The 22,484-nt window shown below is 64.9% G+C and carries 29 protein-coding genes; 8 read left to right on the top strand and 21 right to left on the bottom strand.

The window, feature by feature from the left end; genetic code table 11:
• Positions 1–289: 289 nt before the first annotated feature.
• Positions 290–850, bottom strand: coding sequence for a GNAT family N-acetyltransferase (locus tag L880_RS0107050; protein ID WP_027475071.1), 561 nt, complete (start codon positions 848–850; stop codon positions 290–292).
• 913 nt (positions 851–1,763) lie between these two features.
• Between L880_RS0107050 and L880_RS0107045 the strand changes: the two genes are divergently transcribed.
• Together L880_RS0107045 and L880_RS0107040 are read left to right on the top strand one after the other, a co-directional pair.
• Positions 1,764–2,171, top strand: a complete 408-nt coding sequence (locus L880_RS0107045; RefSeq protein WP_027475070.1) for a C1 domain-containing protein — start codon at positions 1,764–1,766, stop codon at positions 2,169–2,171.
• A 465-nt stretch (positions 2,172–2,636) separates the two neighbouring features.
• Positions 2,637–3,413: a sterol desaturase family protein gene (locus tag L880_RS0107040; RefSeq protein ID WP_084461086.1), complete on the top strand. Its 777-nt coding sequence runs from the start codon at positions 2,637–2,639 to the stop codon at positions 3,411–3,413.
• 5 nt (positions 3,414–3,418) lie between these two features.
• Here the strand turns inward: L880_RS0107040 and L880_RS0107035 are convergent, their stop codons facing one another.
• The 7 genes from L880_RS0107035 to nifE all read right to left on the bottom strand — a co-directional run bounded on the left by L880_RS0107035 (position 3,419) and on the right by nifE (position 8,631).
• Positions 3,419–3,994, bottom strand: a complete 576-nt coding sequence (locus L880_RS0107035; protein ID WP_027475068.1) for a nitrogen fixation protein NifQ — start codon at positions 3,992–3,994, stop codon at positions 3,419–3,421.
• Positions 3,995–4,022: 28 nt separating this feature from the next.
• The gene (gene fdxB, locus L880_RS0107030; RefSeq protein WP_027475067.1) at positions 4,023–4,334 is read right to left on the bottom strand and encodes a ferredoxin III, nif-specific; all 312 of its coding nucleotides are present in this window, start codon (positions 4,332–4,334) and stop codon (positions 4,023–4,025) included.
• An 18-nt stretch (positions 4,335–4,352) separates the two neighbouring features.
• A complete protein-coding gene (locus tag L880_RS0107025) occupies positions 4,353–4,562 on the bottom strand; it encodes a CCE_0567 family metalloprotein (RefSeq protein ID WP_027475066.1) in 210 nt (69 codons plus the stop codon).
• Between the two features lie 33 nt (positions 4,563–4,595).
• The gene (locus L880_RS0107020; protein ID WP_019572784.1) at positions 4,596–5,123 is read right to left on the bottom strand and encodes a NifX-associated nitrogen fixation protein; all 528 of its coding nucleotides are present in this window, start codon (positions 5,121–5,123) and stop codon (positions 4,596–4,598) included.
• On the bottom strand, positions 5,116–5,535 hold the full coding sequence (nifX, locus tag L880_RS0107015; protein WP_027475065.1) for a nitrogen fixation protein NifX: 420 nt from the start codon (positions 5,533–5,535) through the stop codon (positions 5,116–5,118). The genes L880_RS0107020 and nifX overlap by 8 nt, the downstream gene beginning before the upstream one ends.
• Before the next feature lie 40 nt (positions 5,536–5,575).
• Complete coding sequence (nifN, locus tag L880_RS0107010; protein WP_027475064.1) at positions 5,576–7,003, bottom strand: nitrogenase iron-molybdenum cofactor biosynthesis protein NifN; 1,428 nt, start codon at positions 7,001–7,003, stop codon at positions 5,576–5,578.
• 68 nt (positions 7,004–7,071) lie between these two features.
• The gene (gene nifE, locus L880_RS0107005; RefSeq protein WP_027475063.1) at positions 7,072–8,631 is read right to left on the bottom strand and encodes a nitrogenase iron-molybdenum cofactor biosynthesis protein NifE; all 1,560 of its coding nucleotides are present in this window, start codon (positions 8,629–8,631) and stop codon (positions 7,072–7,074) included.
• 245 nt (positions 8,632–8,876) lie between these two features.
• Here nifE and L880_RS0107000 point away from each other — a divergent pair, with 245 nt between their 5' ends.
• Positions 8,877–9,122, top strand: coding sequence for a hypothetical protein (locus L880_RS0107000; protein ID WP_019572780.1), 246 nt, complete (start codon positions 8,877–8,879; stop codon positions 9,120–9,122).
• 134 nt (positions 9,123–9,256) lie between these two features.
• On the opposite strand, the gene L880_RS0106995 is transcribed toward L880_RS0107000, so the two are convergent.
• The 10 genes from L880_RS0106995 to nifH all read right to left on the bottom strand — a co-directional run bounded on the left by L880_RS0106995 (position 9,257) and on the right by nifH (position 18,145).
• Positions 9,257–10,576, bottom strand: a complete 1,320-nt coding sequence (locus L880_RS0106995) for a HipA domain-containing protein (protein WP_027475062.1) — start codon at positions 10,574–10,576, stop codon at positions 9,257–9,259.
• A gap of 51 nt (positions 10,577–10,627) precedes the next feature.
• The gene (locus tag L880_RS31840) at positions 10,628–10,918 is read right to left on the bottom strand and encodes a helix-turn-helix domain-containing protein (protein ID WP_084461084.1); all 291 of its coding nucleotides are present in this window, start codon (positions 10,916–10,918) and stop codon (positions 10,628–10,630) included.
• A 190-nt stretch (positions 10,919–11,108) separates the two neighbouring features.
• Entirely contained in the window at positions 11,109–11,591 is a 483-nt protein-coding gene (locus tag L880_RS0106985) for a ferritin-like domain-containing protein (RefSeq protein ID WP_027475061.1), read from the bottom strand.
• Positions 11,592–11,714: 123 nt separating this feature from the next.
• Positions 11,715–12,686: a hypothetical protein gene (locus L880_RS0106980; protein WP_027475060.1), complete on the bottom strand. Its 972-nt coding sequence runs from the start codon at positions 12,684–12,686 to the stop codon at positions 11,715–11,717.
• Between the two features lie 8 nt (positions 12,687–12,694).
• Positions 12,695–13,051: a hypothetical protein gene (locus L880_RS0106975; RefSeq protein ID WP_051443130.1), complete on the bottom strand. Its 357-nt coding sequence runs from the start codon at positions 13,049–13,051 to the stop codon at positions 12,695–12,697.
• Positions 13,052–13,060: 9 nt separating this feature from the next.
• Positions 13,061–13,582 (bottom strand): hypothetical protein, encoded by a 522-nt coding sequence (locus L880_RS0106970; RefSeq protein ID WP_027475058.1) that lies wholly within the window; start codon positions 13,580–13,582, stop codon positions 13,061–13,063.
• An 8-nt stretch (positions 13,583–13,590) separates the two neighbouring features.
• Positions 13,591–13,914 (bottom strand): hypothetical protein, encoded by a 324-nt coding sequence (locus tag L880_RS0106965; protein WP_019572774.1) that lies wholly within the window; start codon positions 13,912–13,914, stop codon positions 13,591–13,593.
• 141 nt (positions 13,915–14,055) lie between these two features.
• Complete coding sequence (gene nifK / locus L880_RS0106960) at positions 14,056–15,615, bottom strand: nitrogenase molybdenum-iron protein subunit beta (protein ID WP_027475057.1); 1,560 nt, start codon at positions 15,613–15,615, stop codon at positions 14,056–14,058.
• A 98-nt stretch (positions 15,616–15,713) separates the two neighbouring features.
• Positions 15,714–17,177 carry a nitrogenase molybdenum-iron protein alpha chain gene (gene nifD, locus L880_RS0106955; protein WP_019572772.1) on the bottom strand — a complete coding sequence of 488 codons (1,464 nt, stop codon included), beginning with the start codon at positions 17,175–17,177 and terminating at the stop codon, positions 15,714–15,716.
• Between the two features lie 92 nt (positions 17,178–17,269).
• Positions 17,270–18,145, bottom strand: a complete 876-nt coding sequence (nifH, locus tag L880_RS0106950) for a nitrogenase iron protein (RefSeq protein ID WP_019572771.1) — start codon at positions 18,143–18,145, stop codon at positions 17,270–17,272.
• 394 nt (positions 18,146–18,539) lie between these two features.
• On the opposite strand from nifH, the gene L880_RS31835 reads away from it, so the two are divergent.
• From L880_RS31835 to L880_RS0106925, 5 genes are read left to right on the top strand one after another with little or no spacing between them, the layout of a single operon-like run.
• Positions 18,540–19,052 carry a group II truncated hemoglobin gene (locus L880_RS31835; protein ID WP_027475056.1) on the top strand — a complete coding sequence of 171 codons (513 nt, stop codon included), beginning with the start codon at positions 18,540–18,542 and terminating at the stop codon, positions 19,050–19,052.
• Positions 19,045–19,653 carry a hypothetical protein gene (locus tag L880_RS0106940; RefSeq protein ID WP_019572769.1) on the top strand — a complete coding sequence of 203 codons (609 nt, stop codon included), beginning with the start codon at positions 19,045–19,047 and terminating at the stop codon, positions 19,651–19,653. The genes L880_RS31835 and L880_RS0106940 overlap by 8 nt, the downstream gene beginning before the upstream one ends.
• Before the next feature lie 11 nt (positions 19,654–19,664).
• The gene (locus L880_RS0106935; RefSeq protein ID WP_019572768.1) at positions 19,665–20,003 is read left to right on the top strand and encodes a thiosulfate sulfurtransferase GlpE; all 339 of its coding nucleotides are present in this window, start codon (positions 19,665–19,667) and stop codon (positions 20,001–20,003) included.
• Positions 20,000–20,512: an ArsC/Spx/MgsR family protein gene (locus tag L880_RS31830; RefSeq protein ID WP_084461083.1), complete on the top strand. Its 513-nt coding sequence runs from the start codon at positions 20,000–20,002 to the stop codon at positions 20,510–20,512. Before L880_RS0106935 ends, L880_RS31830 begins: the two co-directional genes overlap by 4 nt.
• A 27-nt stretch (positions 20,513–20,539) precedes the next feature.
• A complete protein-coding gene (locus L880_RS0106925) occupies positions 20,540–20,773 on the top strand; it encodes an FmdB family zinc ribbon protein (RefSeq protein WP_027475055.1) in 234 nt (77 codons plus the stop codon).
• Between the two features lie 22 nt (positions 20,774–20,795).
• On the opposite strand, the gene L880_RS0106920 is transcribed toward L880_RS0106925, so the two are convergent.
• The 3 genes from L880_RS0106920 to L880_RS0106910 form a co-directional block, all read right to left on the bottom strand.
• Positions 20,796–21,254: a hypothetical protein gene (locus L880_RS0106920; protein WP_245615005.1), complete on the bottom strand. Its 459-nt coding sequence runs from the start codon at positions 21,252–21,254 to the stop codon at positions 20,796–20,798.
• Between the two features lie 8 nt (positions 21,255–21,262).
• A complete protein-coding gene (locus tag L880_RS0106915) occupies positions 21,263–21,559 on the bottom strand; it encodes a 2Fe-2S iron-sulfur cluster-binding protein (protein ID WP_019572762.1) in 297 nt (98 codons plus the stop codon).
• A 68-nt stretch (positions 21,560–21,627) separates the two neighbouring features.
• Positions 21,628–22,476, bottom strand: coding sequence for an SIR2 family NAD-dependent protein deacylase (locus L880_RS0106910; protein WP_211245288.1), 849 nt, complete (start codon positions 22,474–22,476; stop codon positions 21,628–21,630).
• Positions 22,477–22,484 lie beyond the last annotated feature (8 nt).

The raw sequence follows: 22,484 nt of genomic DNA, 5'->3' as shown, positions 1-22,484 counted from the left end.
TCTCAAAGCAACACGATCGAAGTCCCGAAAATTCGTTGGATAGACAGCGAACATGTATTGGTGGAAGCGAGTCGTGTGAGGTCCATTTCAAAGGAAGTGAAGCAATTGGACTCGGTATCAATCATGTACAAAATTGGTCTCAACCAGTGATGACAGCATCGGTACTGGGCTACGTCCATCCCTACAGTATTAGCTGCTTTGGGCCAATAGACGTCACCGGGCGGGCTCGAGAACAGACGCTCAACGCGCATGCGCAGCAGTGGGCGAAGCCACCCTATGCAGCAAAAGACTATGCCGCATTTTCTGTACTCCACTGCGCATTGAGCAGCGCGTACTGCAGAAGGTCGTGGTGCCGGCCCGCCCAGTACCCAACCTCCCGCTGCCGCCCCTCCTGCGGAAACCCAAACGCCTCGAGTAAAGCGATGGACGCCGCGTTGTCGGGGTGCACCTGGGCCTCGATTCGATTCAACTGCATCTCTCGAAAACCCCAGGCGATGATGGCATTTGCAGCTTCTTTCACGTATCCACGGCCCTGATGCGCCGGAGCAATTTCGTAACCGATGATGCAGGACCTCCAGTTTCGATTCCAGCGAAACAAGCCACACGTACCGATCAGGCCTGGCTGGCCCCTCAACTCGATGGCCCAACGTGCACCGGAAACCGGCTCTTTCCGCCAACTGGCAAACGTTGCGATCAACTTCTTGGCGCCTTCAAGATCGAGAACGGGATCCGATCCGAACCATCTCATGTACTCGGCGTCACCGTGAATTTGACGGATATTCTCCGCATCCGATTCCACGATCTCACGCAGATTGAGTCGGGATGTGTGAAGCGCTGGAAAATGGAACATTAGCTACCTGCTGTCTACCTTTGATGTATCCCGTATTTCTGCAAACTTTGTAGAGCGCTAGCGGTTCCACACTGCGGGTAGAACGCTTGAATGTCTTTCATAGTCAACGCCTTAGAGCGATGTACTGTATGAACATACAGACATAAAAGATTCCGACAAAGCAGCCACCCGCCGCTCGGCCGAGACGCGCATTGGACCGCTCTTACCGCGACCGCTCCTGGCTGTTCTCCAGCCTCGTACCAGGTGACTAGCAAATAGGGAGGTGAAGGCCAAGGCACCAAGTGTAAATCGGAGTCAGTGCGCTGGTTTGGATCTGCACTGGTCGCGAATTTAAACCCGACTCCATGCGGGTCTGATCGAAATATTGGCCAGGTCGAGATCCACGGACCACAGCCTGTACCATAGCGTCATAAAACAATGAAACTGCGAGCCGCGCATTGAGTTCGGCGCAGTGAGTCAGGGAGGAATCCGCATGGCGGATATAGAAAATGTGCCTCAGACCACACTCGGCTCTGATGCGCCGGACAGGCACACGCTTTGTTTGATCGAGACGTTGCCCGACCTTGCCGCAACGCTTGCAGCTTTGTTGAGCCAACTCGAGCGCCTTTTGTGCGAATCGTTCGGGGCGCATCGCCTCTTTGCACCAGCTTGCGCCCAGACCTTCCGATTGCCAAGAGACAAGGCCTTGACGCAATATCGGTGGACCAGCCTGAGGCTTGGTGATTCGCATACCTGCTGGGGTGAACTCTGCGGCCAGTCAATCCCTAGCGCCTACCCGCGTCCACCCTGGTCACCCCTCAGAGATAGGCCCCATCGGCTTTCACCCACTCGCTGCCCTATTGGTTCGGGGTGAATTCCACCCGCTCAGCAAGGGGATACCTGGACGGAGCACCTGGATGAGGGCGACTTTCAGGTGCATTTTCTGGCGATATTTTTCAAGGCCTTTATGGTTGCTCTATCGATATCTGCTTTTTTGTTGATTGCGCTGTTTGCTCGTTTGAGTGACTGGCAGCTGTGCTTCAAGATCTTGAGCTGGCTGATTTTGGGTAGCTTCCTCTACGAAATCAGCGGTTTCTTTATCGTTTTGGCGGGAATCCCCCTCGGCGGCTTCATGCTGGATGAGGGGCCTTGGGCACTTGCCTTTGTGCTGTTCTGTTTGCACGTGTACCCACCAAAGCCCACGCCCCGCAGGCAGGATCACGATCATTGGTGCGAGCAATGTGGCGCGGGCGTCAAGGCCGATGCGCTGCGGTGTACCAACTGCCCGGCTGTTTTCACAAATAACTCTCGCTGGCGAGTGATGAGCCGTAGAAACAGCTGATGCAGGGCCCACCTCGGCAACCGAGTGGGCGAAAGACCGCGCCCTATGGCAGGAGGCTTCGACACCACCATTCAATTCGGAGGTGACGACAAATGAAACAACGAAATACCATTATTTCGGTCATCTCAATATGGATTTTGGCTGTGACCACAAAACCAATACAACATCTTGAAATAAACATTTTCTCCAAATATCAGCAATACCGATATTCTACATATTGGCGGCCATCATCATTTACCGCACTCAAGATCACTGGACCGCCCTACTTTGGAGCGCACCCATTTTAATATATCTACTGAAAGACCTGTATTTATTTATAATTGGATTTGCGTTATTAATTTATACGTATTTTTCATATAAATTTTGATAAATCAAGGCAGCCAACATCTTTCAATCATTTTCAAATTCATTCAATTTAACCCAGGCTCCGCAGCTTAATAATATAAGTTGCCAGGACGATAAACCATGCACTCCCTGTTGCCGCCACAACTGTTTGATCAAGCCGTACCGGTCATCCTGATCTGCCTGATGACCTTGTCATTCATGGTCCTGGAGCGGATCCGACCCGGCCGCGCGTTGCCCCAAGTACCGGGTTGGCACCTGCGTGCCGCCTTGATGAATCTGATGCAATTGGGGTTGATCGGCGCAGGTGGCTTGATCTGGAACCGGTTCTTCCGGGAACATGCCTTGTTTGATCTCGGTGCCTGGTCAAGCCCCATGCTGGAAGGCTTCTTCTACTGGTTCGTGGGCACCTTCATTTTTTATTGGTGGCATCGTCTGCGACACGCCAAGGGCTTCTGGCTCATCTTTCATCAGATCCACCACAGCCCCAGCCGACTTGAGGTGCTGACCTCCTTCTACAAGCACCCTGTCGAGATCGCTGCAGACTCGATCATTGCAAGCTTCTTCATCTACTTCGTCTTTGGCGGCACTGCGCTTGCGGGGGCCTGGACATCATTGTTTGGCGCGGCTGGCGAATACTTCTACCACGCCAATATCCGCACTCCGATGTGGCTGGGCTGGTTCATTCAGCGCCCTGAGCACCATTCGGTACACCATCAACTGGGGGTGCACCGCTACAACTTCGGTGACCTCACGATTTGGGATCGGCTGTTCGGCACCTTCAAAGAGGCGCCGTGCTTCGCCGATCGGTGTGGCTTCCCTGGCACTGCCGAAACGCGGCTGCCCGAGATGCTGGTATTCCGCGATGTGTACGACCACGACGCAGGCGATGCCCGCTAACCCCCCTACTCCGGCCCAAAACACACCCCCTGATCCGCACACACCGCGCAGCTGGGCGCGCGGCAGATGAACAGCTCATGGCGCAGGCAAAGCTGTTTGTAGAAGAACTTCTTCCACTTCATGTTCTGGTGGTTGAGCGCGGCCAGGGTGGGGAACCAGGTGGCGATCAAGGCCGAGAGTTCGGCGCGGGAGGGCAGTGCCAGGTCTTGCCACAGGTGGTTGTTGCCCAGGCAGGCGCAGGCGATGGCGTGGGCCACGGCCTCGCGTTCGGCGGGGGTGCCGGCGGCCAGGGCCATGTGCTCGCGCAGCAGGGCCAGCAGGTCGTCCACCTCGTCTTGCCGGGGCTCGGGGCGGTGGGCTTGGGCCAGGGCGGGCCAGTCGAGGCCCAGCAGGTGGTCGGCGCCCGGGAACCAGCGCTGCAGCGCCAGCCGGGTGGGCTCGGCGCCCAGGCCGCTCAGGGGCAGCAGCGCCAGGCCGTGGGTTTGCCAGGCCTGGCCCAGCACGCCGGCCAGGGCCAGGGCGGCGGGCTCCAGCGGGTCGGCGCTGGCGCACGACAGCAGCAGGGTGCGGGGGGTTCTCATGCGTGGGCCCGGCTTGTTTTGCTTGGGCTCACACCGGGGCGGCGGCGTGGGTGTAGCACTTCTTGGGGCAGATCTTGGCGCAGGCGGTGCAGCCGATGCACAGCTCCTGGTGGGCGATGGTCATCACCTTTTTCTCGTACTCGTCGTCTTCGTCGTCGTCATCGCCGGCCAGGTGGATGCGTTCGCCGTCTTCGTCCAGCCCCACCAGCTCCAGCACGCCGCGCGGGCAGACGCGAAAGCAGCGGCCGCAGCCGATGCACTTGGCCTCGTCGAGGCTGGCCACAAAGGTCGGGGTCCATTGCGCGCCGCTGGGCAGGGTGACCTGAAAGTGTTCGCTCATGGTGGGCTCCGGGCAGGGTCAGGAGGTGGCCTGGGCCGCCTCGCGGCGGGCTTCCATCAGGTCGGCGTGGGCACGGTGGCAGCGCTGGGCCACCTCAAGGATTCGCTCCCAGCCGGTGGGCAGGTCTTCCGACAGATCGTGCAGATCCATCTTGGCCTGGGTGGCCTGGGCGTTGAGCTTCTTGATGCGCGCTTTGAGCTCGTCGGCGCGGGGGTCGGGCGTGGTCATGGTCAAAACGTCTGATAGGGGGTGGTTGCGGCGTCAGGCCCCGTACTGGGCCACGGCCGGGTAGGTGCGGATCATGGTGATGGCCTCGTCGAGAAACTTGCCGCCGGCCTCGGCCAGCTTGGCCAGCGACGGAAAGCCGAAGCGGTGCACATCGCGCAGCTGCTTGTTGACCACCACCAGGCGGCCGGCCAGCAGCACCATGCGGCCAAAGCCCTCGTGGCTCATCTTCATCATGGGCGACACCATCTGGCCGGTCTCGCGCTCGATGGCCACGGCGATCGCGTTGTAGAAGATGTCGAGCCGCCACAGGATCTCGGGATCGGGGTCGCCCAGGATGGGCAGGGCCCGGCGCTCTTCGGGGGTGAGGATGTAGGGGCGCAGCAGTTGCAGGTCGGTCTTGCCGTCCCAGGCGCCATGGGTGTCCTGGGCGCGCAGCTGCTTGATCAGCTGCTGCACAAAGGGCTGGGCCAGAAAGGCCGCATCGTCGGTGCCGGCAGGCAGCTCGGCGGGCGCCGCAGCGTCAAGCTTGGGGGTGGGGGTGAAAGTGGTGGCATCAGCCATGTTGGACCTCATCAAGTTCGTCATCAAAATCGTGGGCGCGAGGCTGGTCTTTGGTCATGGCCTTGCGCAGCCAGGGCGGCGGCGTGCCCTTGAGCACGTCTTGCAGCTTGAGCAGGATCTCGTCGATCACCTCGGGCTGGGGCACCTTGATCGGGTGGATCTTCAACGCCACCACCCGCGCCGCGCCCGAGCCGCCGATGGCGGCCACGTAGAGGATGGCGCAGTCTTTGATGGCTTCGAGCTTGGGGGCCAGCTTGTCTTCGTCGCCGTCTTCCTCGAGCTTGCCGTCGAAGTCGAAGGCCTCGACAAAGCGCGAGCCCTCGGGCGTCACGTCGTAGCAGAGGATGCTTTTGGCCCAGCCAAAGTGGGCGTCCACGCGGACCTTGTCCTGGGTGGCGAAGGCGACTTTCATGGGGTACTCCTGTTCTTCAGAGAGAGGCAATGGACGGGGCTCAGAAGCTGCAGGCCTGGGCCGGCGGTGCCGCCTGATGGGCGTCGAGCGCGATCGAGGCGAGGGCTGCGGTGCTGGTCGGGGAGCGGCTGGCCGCGCGCTGGGCCTCGGGGCTCAGGGGCCAGTCGCCGGCGTGGTGGTGCGGCAGGTGCTCGATCATCAGGTTGGCGATCTCGAAGATCAGGTTCATGGTGCCGCGGTAGCCCACCATGCGCCGGTGCGAGTTGCCCACCCGGTCGAACATCGGAAACCCCACCCGCCACAGCGGCTTGCCCAGGTGCTCGGCCGCCTGGCGACCGTGCGAGTGGGTGATCAGCACGTCGCAATCGACGGCCAGGCGCTCCAGGTCTTCCAGGTCGCCCAGCAGCACTTCGGCAGCGGGCAGCAGGGCGTGGGCGGGGGACGCGGTGGTGCTGATGCACACGCTCAGCTCGGCGCCCATCTCGTGCAGCAAGGCGCCCACGGCCAGCAGCAGGTCGGGCTCGGCCCCCAGAGCCACCTTGATGCCGCCGGTGTAGAAGTGCCCGTCGAGCATGGCGTCGAGCAACTGGCTGCGCTGGCGACGCAGGCGGGCCGGCACAGGCTGGCCCGACACCTGGGACAGGCGCAGCAGCAGGCGGTCGTTGGGCTCCAGCCCGGTCAGGCGCTCGAACACCTCGAAAGGCGTGCCAGCGATGGCCTGCAGGGCCTGGGCCGCCTGCCGGGTCTGCTCGCCCACGCCCAGGGTGAAGGCCGAGGCCCCGGTGGCACGGATGTCCTCCAGGCTGGTGCCGCCCAGGGTGGTGCCGCGCCAGTCGGGGGCGATGTGGCCGTCCAGCGAGCCCGACAGATCGGGCAGCACCATGGGCTGCAGACCAAAGGCCTCGATGATCTCGCGCAGCTCGTCGATGTCGCCGGGTGAGAGGTGGCTGCCGGGCAACAGCGTCACCTGCCGGGGCTGCACCGGCAGGGGCTTGACCAGTTGCTGCACCAGGCCGGTCAGGGCCAGGCGGTAGCCGTCTTCAAAGGCGCCCACGTAGTCGGGCGTGGACACATAGACGATCTCGGTGTCGGCCAGCTCGGGGTGGCGCTGGCGGGCGGTGACCAGAAAGCCCTCCACATCGTCGCCCTTGGTCTCGGTCAGGCCGGTGGAGCAAATGGCGATCAGACGCGGTGCGGCGCGCTTGCGGATGTTGAGCAGGGCCGTGACCAGGTTGTCGTAGCCCCCCATGATGGTGGTCACCTCGTTCATGGCCGTGGTCTGCAGCGGAATGGCCTCTTTGAAGTGGCGCACCAGCAGCACCAGGCCGAACGAGGTGCAGCCCTGCGAGCCGTGCATCACCGGCATGCAGTCGGCCAGGCCCAGAAAGGCCAGGCTGGCCCCCAGGGGCTGGCTCATCTTGAGCGGGTTGACGGTGCAGGCTTTCTTCGACTCGACGACCTTGGCCATGGTGGGGCTCTCCGGCTGGGTGGATGGGGTGGGCTGGCGGGCAGAAAGGCAGGCAAGCGTGGTAGGCCTCAGACCGGAATCTCTTCGGCGCTGAGGCCCAGCGACTGGGCCGCCACATCGCTCAGGTACTGGTGCGCCGCCGTGGGCAGGGGTTCGGGCGTGGGGCCGGGCAAGGCCGCAGCGCTGGCCAGGGCCGCATCAGGACCGTTGGTGCTGGCCGGCACCGCGCCCAGGGTCTCGCCGTCGTCGCCCCAGGGCGCCGGGATGCGCACCTGCTGCCACACCGGGTTGAACAGGGCCCGGTCGATCTCATGCACCAGCTCCACCATGCCTTCGTAGCCGCCATAGGGGTGGTGGCGCTCCTGGTTGATGTCGAGCCAGGGCATGCGCGCCTTCAGGGCCACAAACTGCGAGCGCCCGCCCGACAGCATGATGTCGGCCCGCGCCTCGCGCAGCATCTTGTACATCTCGCGCGGGGTCATGTCGTCGATCATGTGGGCGTCGTCGCCCATGATCTCCTTGATCTTTTCCTTGTCTTCGCGCGTGCTCTTCTTGACGCTGGTGCCCACGATCTCAAGCCCCGCCTCTTGCAGGGCCGACACCACCGACCACGACTTGACGCCGCCGGTGATCAGCAGCACCCGCTTGCCGCTCAGGCGGGCCTTGTAGCTGGCAATGCGCTTCCAGGCCCGGGCCTCTTCCACCTCGATCAGGCGCTCGGTGCGCTCCAGCAGTTCGGCATCGGCGCCCTGGCGCACCAGCAGCGTGGCGATCTGGCGCAGGGTGTCGCTCATGTCGCTGATGCCGTAGAACGAGCCCTCGAAGTACGGAATGCCGTAGCGCTGCTCCATGCGGGTGGCCACATTGATCATCGATTTGGAGCACACCATCATGTTGACCTTGGCCCGGTGCGCGCTGGCGATCTCGTTGTAGCGGCCATCGCCCGAGATGCACGACAGCACCCGGATGCCCAGGGCCTCCAGCAGCGGCCGGGTCTGCCACAGCTCGCCCACCAGGTTGTATTCACCGATGATGTTGATGTCCAGCGGGGTGGTGTACTCGGGCTCGCGGGTGCCGATCACGTAGTCGAGCAGGGCCTCGGCGCCCAGCTTGTTGCCCAGGTTCTTGGGGCCGGCAAAGCCCGGCGCGTTGACCGGGATCACCGGCTTGCCGAACTTGGCGCTGGCGCGCTGGCACACGGCCTCGATGTCGTCACCGATCAGCGCCGTCACACAGGTCTGGTACACAAACACCGCCGGGGGGTCGAACTTCTCGATGATCTCGCGCACGCTGCGGAACAGGCGTTTTTCGCCGCCGTAGATCACATCGAGCTCATGGATGTCGGTGGTGAAGCCGGTGCGGTAGATCTGCGAGCCCGACGAGGCCGAATGCCGGTTGTCCCACGAGTTGCCCTCGCAGGCGATCGGGCCATGCACCAGGTGGGCCACGTCGGCAATCGGCTGCAGCGCGATCTTGGCGCCATCAAACGCACAGCCACCGGCGGCGGCGCCGGGCGAGAGCTGCTTGGTGCAGCCCTTCTTGCGCTCTTTCTCACTCTTGCCCTGGTTCTTGTCGCAACCGGGCTCTTCGAACACTTCGGCGATTTTCGCTTTGAGCGAGACGGACATGGGGCACTCCTGACGGCGGTGGGGTGGGTAGCCCCTCTTTGCAGATTTGGTGCCAACGACAAAGCGCACAAAGCCCCCCTGCCCCAGCGACACTCAGCCCGCTCCGCCCTCGGGCTGGCGCCCTCGGCATGACACTTTTGAAGTGATTGAAGGGTTTGCGACACAAGGCGGCCGACTGGCGACCGACTGGCGGCCGCCCCTAGAATGGCGACCTCTCCTCACCTCCCGCCCCCCATCAAGCCGCCATGCCCGCCACCGAACTCACCGTGACCCCCGCCGGCCAAGTGGCCGGCAAACACCTGCTGATCCCCAGCGGCCCCGAGGGCACCTTCTACCCCCACATCCAGGACTGGGTGACAGCCCAGCGCAAGGCCGGCAAGGTGGTGCGCGACGTGAGCTCGGAGGTGCTGGTCAAAGGCATCAAGCAGTGGGCCGCCTATGAGCACAAGGCCGGCGGCAAGACGGTGCGGACGGTGTTCAAGATCACTTGAGGGGTGCCGCCCAGCAACAACCGCTGCGCCAGCGGGGCCAGGTCCATTCAGGTTCGCATCCCCTGCCTGATTGGAGGTGGTGCTCTCGGTGTGTCATGGGCAAGAACAATCACAGGCCCTGCTGCCTTGATCCATCACTTCACCAGCCGCAGCATGTCCTCGATCACCACATGCCGGATGGAGCGCAGCAGATGCAGTTCTGCCCCCTGTGTCTCGGCACTGGCTCCGGCCAACAAGGGCAAGCGCTTGTACTCCGCGGCCATCACATCGATCAACTCATCTGCGGCACCCGCCAGCCGCGTGACCATTCTGGAGACCTCGCGGCGCGCGGTGGCTGCGCTCAGTCCCAGTTGCATGCCAGTCTCCACCAGCTTGGGCTGGGTCACCTCACCGAATCTCACGGCGGCGGCCACTGGCATGGCCAGATCCTCGTCGGGCCATACTGCGTTGTGGTGGTCAAGTGCGCGCGTGTGATAGACCGCAGTGCATAAAAGATCGTAGAAGGGAGCCACCCGCATGCCCTCCGTGTCGATCAGAAACGAAATGTTCTTCAAGTGGCAATCCGAGTTGCCCACCAAGGTGTTGAACAGGATCCAGCGGAACACCTCCAGCCGCGCAACAGCCTTGTTGCGGCACAGTCCGATGAGCTGCAGCAGCTTCTGGAAAGTCGCACTGCTGTACTTGTAAACGCCACTCTCATTCAGCGCCTGGCTACCGTCCAAGGCATGGACCCGCAGCAACTCCAGGTCTGTCGGGCCACGCACACGGTCAAAGCGTTCGATGAGGTAGACCGGCTCCGGCACATACACTCGCCACACTGGGGGCACTCGAAGCCCCAGCAGCGCCGCCAGACGCATCGTGAACACCTCATTCACCACCGAATGCGGGTAGCCGACCGCCGTCGAGTTGGGCTTGAGAATGTGGCTGGACGGAGTCCCTTTCAGGGGCTCCTTGAGGGTGCCGGTTACCGGGTCGAAGCAGACCACCATCTTGTGCTGCGCCCCGGCCAGGGACATGCGCTTGGGGGCCTGCCGGTTCAACGTGCTCACCGGCAGCCTGCGGATACGCTCGGACAGCGCGCTGTAGGTGAGTTGCTGGGTGCCTTTGGGAGCCTCTGGCGCCCCCTCGGGCTGCAAGACCAGGGCCCCTGCGGACTCGGCCCCCAGGCGCTCCAACAGGCCGAAGGCATCGGCAGCGGCTATCCCTTCTTCGTTGCCAATGGCCTCGCGCAATGCCTCTTCGGGCAGAAGGTTGTCGAAAAACCATTGCACGGGGCGCACCGTGCTGCCGTCGCGCTGAAAATCTGGCCCCAGAGGCAAGGCGGGGGACAGCGGAAAGGGCTGTGGCTGGGTCAGCCAAAGCTTCGCGTATTGAAAGCCCCACACATTACCCTCATCGATCAGGGTGCCCACCCGATCGCCGTTGATGAGGACCTGCAGAACACGCTTGTTCATCGGGCTTTGCCCTTGCCCGGCCAAGCCGGATCGATGCCTTTGCCGACCAGGCTAAGCACGCCCTGTCTCCGAGGCACTGTGCACCGCTTGCGCCTTTTCCAGTTGCAGGCGCTCAAATGCGTCGTCTGGAATGTCCAGAACGAGGTCAATGCCTAACTCGGCCAGCACCTGCAGCGCCAGGCCGATCTGTGCAGTGGCCTTGCCGCGCTCAAGATCGCGCATGTAGACATGACTGACGCCTGCGCTGCCAGCCAGATCGTCCTGGCGCAGGCCACTGGTCTTGCGCACGGCACGCACCACCTGGCCCATGTCAGAGACGTTTGTGATCCGATACGGTTTCATGCTTGCCCATCCATCGAAGCGGTCGCTTAGTTTATCGAGTCTTCCCACTCACTTCAAAAAAATCTAAGCGATCATTGAGATCAAGCCTGGGCGTGAGGATCAGCGATCCAAAAATCGAAACGACCATTTCGAAACCGAAACTGATCGCGGTTCAGCACGGCAAAACGAAGCGCTTGCTTCTATTTTTTTCTCACCCTTCCACCGGCAACGGCAGCCCTGCCTGTTGCAGATCCGCCCAGCGCTGAAGCTCCAGCACGTGGGCGCTTTCTTCGTCGACAAACTCGCGTGCCAGGGAGCGGATTTCGGGGTCGGTGGTGGCGTCGAGCACCTGCTGGTAGAAGTCGCGGCCCGAGGTTTCGGCTTGCAGGGCCACTTGCAGCGCCTGCTCGGGGCCCAGTTGGGGGTCGGCGGCCCAGATGGCGGCGGCCTCGGGGCTTTCGAGGCCGGGCCAGCTGAAATCCTCCGCTTTCAGCGCGGGCAACTGGCGGTAGGCGGCGCGGGCCCGGGCGTCTTGCAGGTGCAGCAGCGAGTAGTCGGCCAGGCGCCTGAACAGCCGGGCCACGGGGCGGTTGCCGGCGCTTTGCATGGCGTCGGCCAGTTCGCCGAAGCGGCGGGCGGCCTCGCTCTCCAACTGGATGGAATGGGCCAGAAAGCGTTCGATGTCGGTGTGCATGGTGTGTGCGTGCCTTTGCGGGTTCGGGATGCGTGAATCGGGAAAGTTGAATCTGGGGGTTGGGGGCGCGTGCGTCGGGCGGGATGCGTGAAACTGATGCAGCGGGTGGGCCTTGGCGGCGTGTCAGCGTCGTGGCGGGCCCGGTGGAGGGTGCTGTGCCTGCACGGGCAGCTCGTGCAGCAGCAGTTGGCGCAGGCAGGCCAGTTGGGCCTGGTGCCAGGCTGGGTGCCAGGCCGGGTTCCAGGCCGGGTCAGGCCGTGCACCGGACCCTGCACCGGACAGTGCGTTGAGCCGTTCGCCGGGCTGCGCCGCAGGTGCGGGCACGGCCGCCACGGCGGCCTGCATGCGCTGCCACCAGCGGGCCTGCACAAAGCGGGCGCCGGCTCGGCCGGTGGCGGCCTCGTGCTCCAGCTGGCAGAGGTGCAGCAGGGTCGTCAAGGGTGCGGGCTGGCGGGGTTGACCAGGCGGATGGACATGCTGGGGCAGCCCCAGCGCCAGCAACAGTTGCAACACGGCCTCGGGCTCGCCGTCGGCCAGGTGCAGCAGCGGGTCGCGGTGCTGCATCAGCTGCCGGCACAGTTGCAACTGGGCCCGGGGCAGGTCCATGCGCTCGCACAGCGCGGCCAGGGCGGTTTGGGCCAGAGCCCCCGGGCGGGCCAACAGGCGCCGGTAGCCCCACTGCCCACCCGCTGGCGGCGCCCAGCCGATGCGGTGCAGCAGCCCGGCCAGGCGCTGCTCCAGCGGGGCGCCGCTGGCGGCCAGCCGACCCAGCACCCGCAGTTGCACCTCGCCGGCGTTCGGGGCGGCCGCGGCCGTGCCACTGTCGGGCAGGGCTTGGCTGAACAACAGATCCAGCTCGGGCAGAAAGCGCTTCAGGCCGCCACAGGCGCGCAGGGCCTCAAAAAAGCCGCGGGGGTACGGCGCCATCAGCGCGCGGCACAGGCTTTGGCCACGCTGCTCGGGGCTGAGCTGCTCCAGCCGGTTCATCTGCACCAGGCAGCTCATCCAGGCCAGGTCTTGCGCGTCCAGGCAGGTGGCCTGGGTCTGCGCCGCAGCCAGCGAGAGGCGGATCAGGTCTTGGCCGGTGCCGGTCATGGGGGCGCTCACAGCTTCATGTCGAACCACACGGGGTGGCGCTGGCGCAGCTGGTGCAGCATGTCCAGCGTGGCGGGCACCAGGGCATTGAGGGCATACCACACGGCCTCGCGGCGTAAGCTGCCGGGCTGCTCCAGCAGGGCCTGCAGGGTGCCCCAGCCGTGCCAGTCGAGCTGGGGCAGCTGCAGTTGCAGGGCTTCGGGCAGGTGCGACAGGGTCTGGGCCATGATCAGCAGTTGCTGCTCCACCTCGGCCAGGGTGTTGGGGCTGGCGAACAGCTCGGCCTCGTCCTGCAGCTCACGCAGCAGCAGGGCCAGGGTGCGGCCACCCGACTGCAGGATGGCCAGTTGCATCAGCGCCAGCATGGCCCGCCCCTATTGGTTGTCGGCCAGCACTTCCAGTGCCACCAACTGCTGGTACAGGGCGCGGCGGGCGTGCCAGTGCGCAGGCCCCACCAGGGCCGGGTCGCCGCCCTCGAAGGCGTGCAGGGCCTGCTCGTCGCTCCAATAGACCGTGGTGCGGCCCGGGCGGGCGGCCAGCGCGGCCTCCAGCGCCTGGCGCAGGCTCACGGGCTCAGCCTGCAGCATGCCGCGCCCCAGCAGGTGGTCGGCACGGTACAGCGGGGTGTCGTAGCCATGGCGCTGGCCCAGCGCACACAGGGCTGGGAACCGCGCCTCGGCCTCGGGGCCGGGGGGCAGCTCGGCCAGCAGTTCCAGCCATTCGCGGGCGCTCTGCCGGTCGTAGATCTCCCAGGGCTGCAGGCTGTCGGTGGCGGCCACCTTGCGGGCCAGGTCGGCCTCGTCGTAGGCAAACCAGGCGTGCGGCTCAGCCCGGGCGGGGACCAGGGTCCCCGCCTCGGCCTGTACCTCGGCGGGGCGCTCCAGGATGTAGATCATGGCGCGCTTCACTCAACGCCATCGGCCTCGGCCTTGGCCCACAGGGCCCGCCGGATGCGCTGGTTGATGCCCGAGGGGCTGGCGTCGAACTGGCGCTGCTCCTGCGTCAGGGCACCTTGGGCGGTGGCGGCCTCGCTGAGGGTGAGCGGCAGGCGGCCGGCCACATAGGCCGCATCGGGCATGACGCGGGCGATGGCCTGGCGGTTGGGGTGCTCGCTCAGGGGCACCAGCACCGTGGTCTCGGGCACACCGGCCAGGCACAGTTGCCCGCCGATGACCTCGACGCGACGCCCGTCCTGGGTGGTCTTCACATAGGTGACATGGGGGTTCATGAGGGCGCCTCCTCGGTGGGCTTGGGCGACGGGGCCAGGGGGTTGGGATCAGGGTGAGATCGGGGTAGATCCTGCCGGGCCCGGTCGGCACGGGCCACCCACCCGGGGTGGCCCGAGGACCTGGGCCCGTCAACGTCAACGTCAGCGGATGATGTCGAACGAGTAATCGGTCTTGGAGGCCACGTTGGTGTTGGCATCCAGGGTTTCAAAGAACTCGTCGAGCAGGGTGACCAGCACGCGCAGGCCGCCGTCATAGCCCCAGGTGGGGTAGCGGTGGTAGTGGTGGCGGTCAAAGATCGGGAACACCATGCGCACCAGCGGGGTACCGGTGTCGCGCTCCAGGTACTTGCCGTAGGTGTTGCCGATCAGAAAATCCACCGGCTCAGTGAACAACAGCGAGCGCAGGTGCCACAGATCGCGCTTGGGGTAGACCTTGCAGCCGGCGCCGTAGGGTGAGGCGTCGAACAAGGCCTGCACCCGGCTTGCCCACTCTTCGTTACCGTTGGTGGCCACCACATGGGCCGGCTCGGCGCCCAGCTCCAGCAGGAACTGGGTGTAGCCCAGCATCTGGTCGGGGTCGCCGTACAAAGCGTAGCGCTTGCCGTGCAGGTGGGCCTGGCTGTCGGCCATGGCGTCGACCAGTTGGCCGCGCTCCAGTTCCAGCTCGGCCGGCACGGGCTTGCCCGTGAGGCGCGAGATGGCCAGCAGGAAGGCATCGGTGCCGGCCACGCCCACGGGGGCGTTCAGCACCACCACTTCCTGGCCATGTTCCTTGATGAACTTGGTGGTCTTCTCGCAGCAGAATTCCTGGAACACGATGGTGGCCTTGGCATGCAGGGCGCGCTCCACCTCTTCCTTGGTGGTGCCGCCTTCGTACATGCGGAACTCGCCATCGGTGGGGGTGTTCCAGTTGCCCGAGGGGTCGCACAGCACGTTCACCTGCACGCCGAACAGGCTGAAGATGCGGCGGATCTCTTTCATGTTGCCGACCACAAAGCCATCAAAGCCGCCAATGAAGTTGATGCTCTCGTCGGGCACGCGGGTCAGCGGCGCGGTGGTGCCGGCCTTGCCATCCCAGAAGTGCTTGAGGATGCCCAGCAAGGCGTTGTCGTAGCCGGTGATGTGGCTGCCCACAAAGGCCGGGGTGTGGGCAAAAGGCACGTCGTAGGCCTCGGGCACGCTGCCCTTTTGCTTGCTGTTCTTGATGAAGGCGTCCAGGTCATCGCCGATCACCTCGGCCATGCAGGTGGTGGACACCGCAATCATCTCGGGCTTGTACAGGTTGTAGGCGTTGGCCAGGCCATCGATCATGTTGTTCAGGCCCCCGAAGACGGCGGCGTCTTCGGTCATCGACGAGCTCACGCACGAGGTGGGCTCCTTGAAGTGGCGCGAGAAGTGCGACCGGTAGTAGGCCACGCAGCCCTGGCTGCCGTGCACAAAGCTCAGGGTCTTGTGAAAGCCGTTGGCCACGTACACGGCGCCCAGCGGCTGGCAGGCCTTGGCCGGGTTCACGGTGAGTGAGTCGCGGGCAAAGTTCTTTTGCTTGTAGTCTTCGGTCTTGGTCCACTCGATGACCTGCTTGACGGTGTCGTCGGAGTGGTTGAACTCGAAGTTCTCTTTCTTGCTTCGGAAGATTTCCTGGTACTCGGGCTCACGGAACAGCAATTCGTGGTCGAGGATCTTGTCGGCGGATTGGGGCATGACGGGCTCCGGTAAACGAGAGGGGGTTCAGGGGGCCCCGGGCGCGGGGCACCCGGGGCGCTGGCGAGGCTGGCAGTGGCCGGCGGTGGCTGATGGGATCAGGCGGCCTTTTTCCAGGGCGCCTGGGTCAGGCCCCAGATCGGGCTGGAGATGGCCATGTCCATGTCGCGCGCAAAGATCGCGAAGCCGTCATAGCCGTGGTACGGGCCCGAGTAGTCCCAGCTGTGCATCTGGCGGAAGGGCACGCCCATTTTCTGGAACACGTACTTTTCCTTGATGCCCGAGCCGACCAGGTCGGGCTTGACCTGTTCGACGAACTTCTCGAACTCGTAGCCGGTCACGTCGTCATAGATCAGCGTGCCGTCTTTCACGTAGTGGGTGGTGCGCTGGTAGTCGTCGTTGTGGCCGAACTCGTAGCCCGTGCCCACCACTTCCATGCCCAGGTCTTCGTAGGCGCCGATCACGTGGCGCGGGCGCAGGCCACCCACGAACAGCATGACCTTCTTGCCTTCCAGGCGGGGCTTGTACTTGGCGATCACCGCGTCCATCAGGGGGCGGTAGCGGGCGATCAGCTTCTCGGCATTGGCCTTGATGGTGTCGTCGAAGTGGCTGGCAATCTCGCGCAGGCTCTTCTCGATCATCGAGGGGCCGAAGAAGTTGTACTCCACCCATGGGATGCCGTACTTTTCTTCCATGTGGCGGCTGATGTAGTTCATCGAGCGGTAGCAGTGCAGCACGTTGAGCTTGGCCTTGGGGGTGTTCTCCAGCTCGGCGATGGTGCCGTCGCCCGACCATTGCGCGATCACGCGCAGGCCCATCTCTTCGAGCAGAATGCGGCTGGCCCAGGCGTCACCACCGATGTTGTAGTCGCCGATGATGGCCACGTCGTAAGGGGTGGAGACAAAGTCGGGGCGCTTGTTGGGGTCGACCTTGTCGAACACCCAGTCGCGGATCGCGTCGTTGGCCAGGTGGTGGCCCAGCGACTGGCTCACGCCGCGAAAGCCTTCGCAGCGCACCGGCACGATGGTGTGGCCTTCGTACTGCTTGGCCTTCTTCTTGGAGACGGCTTCGATGTCGTCGCCGATCAGGCCGATCGGGCACTCGGACTGGATCGAGATGCCCTTGTTGAGCGGGAACAGTTCCTGGATCTCGTCAATGATCTTGTCGAGCTTCTTGTCACCGCCGAAGACGATGTCTTTTTCCTGGAAGTCCGAGGTGAACTGCATCGTCACGAAGGTGTCGATGCCGGTGGTGCCGATGTAATAGTTGCGGCGCGCAGCCCACGAGTACTGGCCGCAGCCCACCGGGCCGTGGCTGATGTGGACCATGTCCTTGATGGGGCCCCACACCACGCCCTTGGAGCCCGCGTAGGCACAACCCCGGATCGTCATGACGCCGGGCAAGGATTTGATGTTGGACTTGACCCCGCAATCGGGCTTGCCGTCCTCGAAGGTGCCCAGGTGCTTGGCGCGCCGCTTGGCCATCTTCTCAGGGTAGGCCTTCAGCACTTCATCGATCAGGGCCTTGTTCGCGGCCTTGCGTTCTTCAACGGTGGCGGTCATGGAGAGCTCCGGTTAGATAGTTGTCAGTGAGAGTCGGGCGCGGGGGCAGGCCCTCGTGAGGTGGGGCCCTGCGCCCCGCACCCGGGGGCCCTTCAGGCGGCCACGGCCGACTTGCCGACTTGCGACTCGTCGATCTGCTTCATGATCCCGTGCTCCATCAGCAGGTCTTCCAGCTGGTCCATGGTGATGGGGGTGGGGATGGTGCCGTTGCCAGCGTTGTTGTGCACCTTGGTGGCCAGTTGGCGGTACTCGTCGGCCTGCTTGGAGTCCGGGGCGTACTCGATCACGGTCATGCGGCGCAGCTCGGCGTGCTGCACGATGTTGTCGCGCGGCACGAAGTGGATCAGGCGCGAGCCCAGCATCTTGGCCAGCGATTCGGCCAGCTCCAGTTCCTTGTCGGTCTGGCGCTCGTTGCAAACCAGGCCACCCAGGCGCACACCGCCCGAATTGGCGTACTTCAGAATGCCCTTGGAGATGTTGTTGGCCGCGTACATGGCCATCATCTCGCCCGACATGACGATGTAGATCTCTTGCGCCTTGTTCTCGCGGATGGGCATGGCGAAGCCGCCGCACACCACGTCGCCCAGCACGTCGTAAGAGACGTAGTCGACACCGTCGTAGGCGCCGTTTTCTTCAAGGAAGTTGATCGAGGTGATCACGCCGCGGCCGGCGCAGCCCACTCCGGGCTCCGGGCCACCGGATTCGACGCAACGGATGTCCTTGTAGCCGATCTTCATCACGTCCTCGAGCTCCAGGTCCTCCACCGAGCCGGCTTCGGCCGCCAGTGACAGGATGGTGTCCTGGGCCTTGGCGTGCAGGATCAGGCGGGTCGAGTCGGCCTTGGGGTCGCAGCCGACGATGAGGATCTTCTGACCGAGTTCGGTCAGCGCGGCCAGCGTGTTCTGGGAGGTGGTGGATTTGCCGATGCCGCCTTTGCCGTAGAAGGCGATTTGCCGAAGTTTAGACATTGCAGTACTCCATTCAGGAAGGGTTGAGAACCAAGGTAGCGAACTCGCGACCATGTCAGCCTGGCGTGCCTGTTGGTCTTCTTCTATCGGGTCACGTTGGGCCGGACTTGTGTCCGCGCACTGGTTCTTTGCACCTTCTGTGCCATGCCGAAATCACGGTGTTCCAGCCCGATCAGCGCGCTGTTTACGACAAAACGACACCAACATGTCGGCTTGTGGCGGGCTTGGCGGGCGCTTTGTCCGGCCTGCTGCAACGCTTTGTTCCGTTTGCGACAAACCGGGCCCGGCCATCCCCACACCGCTGAGGCAGGCGCCCACCAAGGGCTGTTTTGTCGCGTTTGGTGGCCGCCCACGCGCGCGCCTGGCCTGGTACGGTCATTGCAGAAAGAAGGGCATGAGCACGCTGCCCCACCCCACGGCCCCTGCCGAGTCAGCCCCCCCGTTGGGCCCCCCATCGCGGCCCGTGGGCGCGCCGGTGTCAGCCCAGGTATCGCACTACCAACAGCTGGGCGGCCTGGCCCGGGTGCAGGCCCTGGTCGAGGCCTTCTATGCGCAGATGGACCAGCGCCCCGAGGCGCAGGTGATTCGCGCCATGCACCCCGCCGACCTGGGCCCGGTGAAGGCCGTGCTGGTGAGCTACCTGTGTGAATGGCTGGGTGGGCCGCGTGACTACAGCGCACAGCGCGGCCACCCGCGCCTGCGCATGCGCCACCAGCCCTTTGCCATTGGCGACGCCGAGCGCGATGCCTGGCTGAACTGCATGCAGGCCGCCCTGCTCGCCACCGAGGTTCCCCCTGGCCTGCGCCAAGCGCTGATGCAGGCCTTCTCCAAGACCGCCGACCACCTGCGCAACCGCGCGGCCGGCCCCTCTGTTTCCTCCACCCTTCCAAGGACTGACCATGACTGAAACCCTGGTGCGCAAACCCATTGAAGACACGGCCCTGGGCCCGCTCGATGCCGATGGCCGACTGCTGAACCCCGTGCTCAAGGCGCCCACGGCCAAGCCCGGGCGGGTCGGCTTCCGGGGCGAGCTGGCGCTGCGCTTTGCCGCCAAGCTGGCCGACGAGGCCCGCCCCCCCGAACTGACCTGCGACCAGGTGATGGCCGTGGCCCAGGTGGGGGAGGCCCACCTGCCCTTCTTTGCCGGCTACCTGCTGAGCTTCGAGCACCTGAAGGACGTGGCCGAGGTGCTGGGCGACAGCCTGAGCGCAGGCGGCAAGTACTTCTTGTTCTGCAACAACATCGACCTGTCGAAGAAGTACCAGGTGCCCTACCGTGGCGCGCTGTTCTATGTGCTGCCCATCGACGAGTCGACCGTCTACAACGAGCTGCTCGACCTGCTGTACCTCGAGAAGAGCGAGCTCAAGAAAAAGGACACGGCCGGCAAGCTCGACGCCGTGGCCGATGCGGCGCTCAAGTACGACGTGACCTTTGACACCATCACCTACGCCGAAGGCCTGAGCCTGATGGGGCCGGTGCGCAACCCCAACGAGAACCGCCCGGTCTGAGCGACGGCGCCATGCGCGGCCCCCGCCTCTTCCGCCGGCTCACGCTGGCCGAGCTGGAGCGCTGGTGCGCCAGCCGGCCCCACGCCCTGGTGCTGGATGCACGCGACCCGGGCAGCCACCAGCGCGATGGCTGGGCCGGCTCGGTGCGCCTGGGCCCGCACAACCAGGACGCGCTGCTGCTGCAGACCGATCGCAAGCGCCCCATCCTGATCTACTGCCACCACGGCCACGCCAGCCAGACCTGGGCCCAGATGTTTGCCGACTTCGGCTATGTGGACGTGTGCGACCTGGTCGGCGGCCACGCGGCCTGGGCCCAGGCCCACCCCCTGCCCCCGGAGGAGCCCGCATGAGCCACATCGTCTTCTACGAAAAGCCCGGCTGCGGCGGCAACGCCCGGCAGAAGGCCGCGCTGCGCGCTGCCGGCCACACCCTGGAGGTGCGCGACCTGCTGCACACCGCCTGGACCCCCGACACCCTGCTGCCCTTTCTGCAAGGCCAGCCCGTGCCCAGTTGGTTCAACCGCGCAGCGCCCCGCATCCGCCAGGGCCTGCTCGACCCCGACACCCTGAGCGCCGATCAGGCCCTGGCCTGCCTGCTGGCCGAACCCCTGCTGATACGCCGCCCGCTGATGCAGTGCGGCACCCGACACCACCTGGGCTTTGTGACGGAGGCCGTGCACGCCTGGGTGGGCCTGGGCCCCAGCCTGGCCACGCTGCCGGGGAGCACCGGGCTGGAGGGCTGTGCCCATGCCCATGCCCATGCCCATGCACACGCTCATACGCACCCTCACACCGCATCGACCACCCCACCGGACCCCGAGGCCGGCCGCTGCGCCAGTCCGCCGCCGCTCGCCGCCTGATGCCCCCACCACACAAGGACCCTCGCCATGCCTCTTTACGACTACCACTGCCCCGCCTGCGGCCACCGTTTTGAAGCCCTGGTGCGCGCCGGCAGCACCCCCGCCTGCCCCCAATGCGGCAGCAGCGCCCTGGAGCGCCAGATCAGCGCCCCGGTGCCCCCAGGCCAGAGCAAGGCCATCATCGCCTCGGCCCGCCGCCAGGCCGCACGCGAAGGGCATCTGAGCAACTTCTCGAAGGCTGAGCGCGGCAAGCTGGGTTGAGGCCAGGTCTCAGCCTGGCCCCTCACAACCCAATGCGAAACCACCGCGGCTGTTGTTGGCGGTAGAAGCGCAGCCACAGCAAGGTGGCGGGCACCAGCGATTCGACGGCGAACCACAGCGCCTCGTCCAGCGCGGGGCCGGCGGGGGCGCGCAGGCGTGGAGCCAGGGCGGCCCAGCCGGCCCAGTCCAGCTCGGGCATGGCGGCCTGAACGGCCGCGTCCAGCTGGGTGGCCGACAGGGTCAAAGTGCTCAACTGGCGTAACACTTCTGTGCGGGTCAGGCGCGAGCCCAGCAGCTCATCGCGGGTCAGGCCTTCACACAGCACCAACACGCCCTGGGCGGCCTGCTCGATCAGGCCCAGCAAGGCCCCGGTGGCCCAGGGCGAAGGGCCTGAGAGATCGATCTCGTCCGGGGTGGAAGGCCCAGGGGTGGAAGGAGACTGCGAGTTGGCGCCCGGCTTGGCCGGGCCGGGGCCGCTCACCGGCCGCCTCAGACGAAGCTGAGCAGTTCGACGGTGGCAGGCTCGGTGCCCAGCACCACCTGGCAGGCCAGGCGCGACTTGGAGCTGACGCCTACCAGCGCGTCGAGCTTCTCGTTCTCGAGCTTCTGGATCTTGGACAGGCCCTTGCGCCCTTCCTGGATGAACACATGGCAGGCGCCACATTTGGCCTGCCCATCGCATTTGCTGGCGATCACCTCGCCAACGGCAAGCAGGGCCTGCAGCAGGGTGCTGCCGGCAGTGGCTTCGTAGGTTTTGCCCGAGGGCAGGACGGTCAGTGCAGTCATGGTGGTACTCAGCTCAAGGCTGGTTCTGGTTGAGGAAAGGGGTGACGAGGCAACGGTGGGCCAGGCACTCAGGCGGTGGCGGTGTCCTGCAGGGCCTCCACCAGGCCGGCGGCAAAGCTGGCCAACGGCTGGGCGATGCGGGTGATGCCCTGCTCCTGCAGAAAGCGCGCCTCCATGCGCGTGGGTTCGTCGGGCAGCACGGCCCAGTGCTGGGCGCTGGAGCGCTTCATGATCTGGCGCGCAAAGCTGCGTGTAAGCTGGTCGTCGAAGCGGCAGCCCAGAAACAGAAAATGCCGCCCGCTGCGCCAGGCCTGCACGGCCGCCGGGATAGGGGTCTGGATGTCGATCTCGGTCAACACCTCGACATAGTCGCTGTCAGACACCAGGTAGTTGCCGGCCGGCGCGTGGGCCCCGATGGGCTTGTAGAGAATGGGCTGCGCGCCGCCCGGGGCCTGGGGCAGGAACTCGCCGTTGGCGGCATAGGCGCCCGTCCAGTGGCCGAAATGTTCCGATTGCGACAGGCCCTGCAGCTGCAGCCATCCGCCCTCGGGCCGCACCTGGGCCAGTGCGGTGGCCAGGGTGTCGTCGTACCAGGCATCGACCAGCAGGCCGGCATTGCTGCGCGCCAGGGCCAGGTGCAGGGCCGAGGGCGTGGTGGGCGCGGCAAAGGCCTGGTTCATCAGGTGCACCACTGATTTGCGGTGCTTGAAGTTCTCGATGAACTGCGCCGCCTGCGTCAGCCGCTTGCGGATCTTGTGCGGCACGCTGACCTGCGAGGTCATCAGTTCGGCCAGTGCCAGCGGCGTGGCCGGCACCGGGGCCTCGGGGCACAGGGCCAACATGCCCGGGCCGAGGTAGGGCACGATCAGGCCCTTGTCAAGTTGCTCGGCCAGGGTGGCCATCAGAGGTGTGTTCATGGGCGGCT

Source organism: Curvibacter gracilis ATCC BAA-807 (genome assembly GCF_000518645.1).
In the GTDB taxonomy this organism is placed as follows: Bacteria; Pseudomonadota; Gammaproteobacteria; order Burkholderiales; family Burkholderiaceae_C; genus Curvibacter; species Curvibacter gracilis.
Note: the sequence above shows the minus strand (reverse complement) of the source record. Positions and strands in the feature narration are given on the sequence as shown.

What these genes read in the sequence shown, in the direction of transcription:
- L880_RS0107050 (WP_027475071.1), bottom strand. Translation starts at nt 850, where the DNA reads ATGTTCCATTTTCCAGCGCTTCACACATCCCGACTCAATCTGCGTGAG.
- L880_RS0107040 (WP_084461086.1), top strand. Translation starts at nt 2,637, where the DNA reads ATGCACTCCCTGTTGCCGCCACAACTGTTTGATCAAGCCGTACCGGTC.
- L880_RS0107035 (WP_027475068.1), bottom strand. Translation starts at nt 3,994, where the DNA reads ATGAGAACCCCCCGCACCCTGCTGCTGTCGTGCGCCAGCGCCGACCCG.
- fdxB (WP_027475067.1), bottom strand. Translation starts at nt 4,334, where the DNA reads ATGAGCGAACACTTTCAGGTCACCCTGCCCAGCGGCGCGCAATGGACC.
- L880_RS0107025 (WP_027475066.1), bottom strand. Translation starts at nt 4,562, where the DNA reads ATGACCACGCCCGACCCCCGCGCCGACGAGCTCAAAGCGCGCATCAAG.
- L880_RS0107020 (WP_019572784.1), bottom strand. Translation starts at nt 5,123, where the DNA reads ATGGCTGATGCCACCACTTTCACCCCCACCCCCAAGCTTGACGCTGCG.
- nifX (WP_027475065.1), bottom strand. Translation starts at nt 5,535, where the DNA reads ATGAAAGTCGCCTTCGCCACCCAGGACAAGGTCCGCGTGGACGCCCAC.
- nifN (WP_027475064.1), bottom strand. Translation starts at nt 7,003, where the DNA reads ATGGCCAAGGTCGTCGAGTCGAAGAAAGCCTGCACCGTCAACCCGCTC.
- nifE (WP_027475063.1), bottom strand. Translation starts at nt 8,631, where the DNA reads ATGTCCGTCTCGCTCAAAGCGAAAATCGCCGAAGTGTTCGAAGAGCCC.
- L880_RS0107000 (WP_019572780.1), top strand. Translation starts at nt 8,877, where the DNA reads ATGCCCGCCACCGAACTCACCGTGACCCCCGCCGGCCAAGTGGCCGGC.
- L880_RS0106995 (WP_027475062.1), bottom strand. Translation starts at nt 10,576, where the DNA reads ATGAACAAGCGTGTTCTGCAGGTCCTCATCAACGGCGATCGGGTGGGC.
- L880_RS31840 (WP_084461084.1), bottom strand. Translation starts at nt 10,918, where the DNA reads ATGAAACCGTATCGGATCACAAACGTCTCTGACATGGGCCAGGTGGTG.
- L880_RS0106985 (WP_027475061.1), bottom strand. Translation starts at nt 11,591, where the DNA reads ATGCACACCGACATCGAACGCTTTCTGGCCCATTCCATCCAGTTGGAG.
- L880_RS0106980 (WP_027475060.1), bottom strand. Translation starts at nt 12,686, where the DNA reads ATGACCGGCACCGGCCAAGACCTGATCCGCCTCTCGCTGGCTGCGGCG.
- L880_RS0106975 (WP_051443130.1), bottom strand. Translation starts at nt 13,051, where the DNA reads ATGCTGGCGCTGATGCAACTGGCCATCCTGCAGTCGGGTGGCCGCACC.
- L880_RS0106970 (WP_027475058.1), bottom strand. Translation starts at nt 13,582, where the DNA reads ATGATCTACATCCTGGAGCGCCCCGCCGAGGTACAGGCCGAGGCGGGG.
- L880_RS0106965 (WP_019572774.1), bottom strand. Translation starts at nt 13,914, where the DNA reads ATGAACCCCCATGTCACCTATGTGAAGACCACCCAGGACGGGCGTCGC.
- nifK (WP_027475057.1), bottom strand. Translation starts at nt 15,615, where the DNA reads ATGCCCCAATCCGCCGACAAGATCCTCGACCACGAATTGCTGTTCCGT.
- nifD (WP_019572772.1), bottom strand. Translation starts at nt 17,177, where the DNA reads ATGACCGCCACCGTTGAAGAACGCAAGGCCGCGAACAAGGCCCTGATC.
- nifH (WP_019572771.1), bottom strand. Translation starts at nt 18,145, where the DNA reads ATGTCTAAACTTCGGCAAATCGCCTTCTACGGCAAAGGCGGCATCGGC.
- L880_RS31835 (WP_027475056.1), top strand. Translation starts at nt 18,540, where the DNA reads ATGAGCACGCTGCCCCACCCCACGGCCCCTGCCGAGTCAGCCCCCCCG.
- L880_RS0106940 (WP_019572769.1), top strand. Translation starts at nt 19,045, where the DNA reads ATGACTGAAACCCTGGTGCGCAAACCCATTGAAGACACGGCCCTGGGC.
- L880_RS0106935 (WP_019572768.1), top strand. Translation starts at nt 19,665, where the DNA reads ATGCGCGGCCCCCGCCTCTTCCGCCGGCTCACGCTGGCCGAGCTGGAG.
- L880_RS31830 (WP_084461083.1), top strand. Translation starts at nt 20,000, where the DNA reads ATGAGCCACATCGTCTTCTACGAAAAGCCCGGCTGCGGCGGCAACGCC.
- L880_RS0106925 (WP_027475055.1), top strand. Translation starts at nt 20,540, where the DNA reads ATGCCTCTTTACGACTACCACTGCCCCGCCTGCGGCCACCGTTTTGAA.
- L880_RS0106915 (WP_019572762.1), bottom strand. Translation starts at nt 21,559, where the DNA reads ATGACTGCACTGACCGTCCTGCCCTCGGGCAAAACCTACGAAGCCACT.
- L880_RS0106910 (WP_211245288.1), bottom strand. Translation starts at nt 22,476, where the DNA reads ATGAACACACCTCTGATGGCCACCCTGGCCGAGCAACTTGACAAGGGC.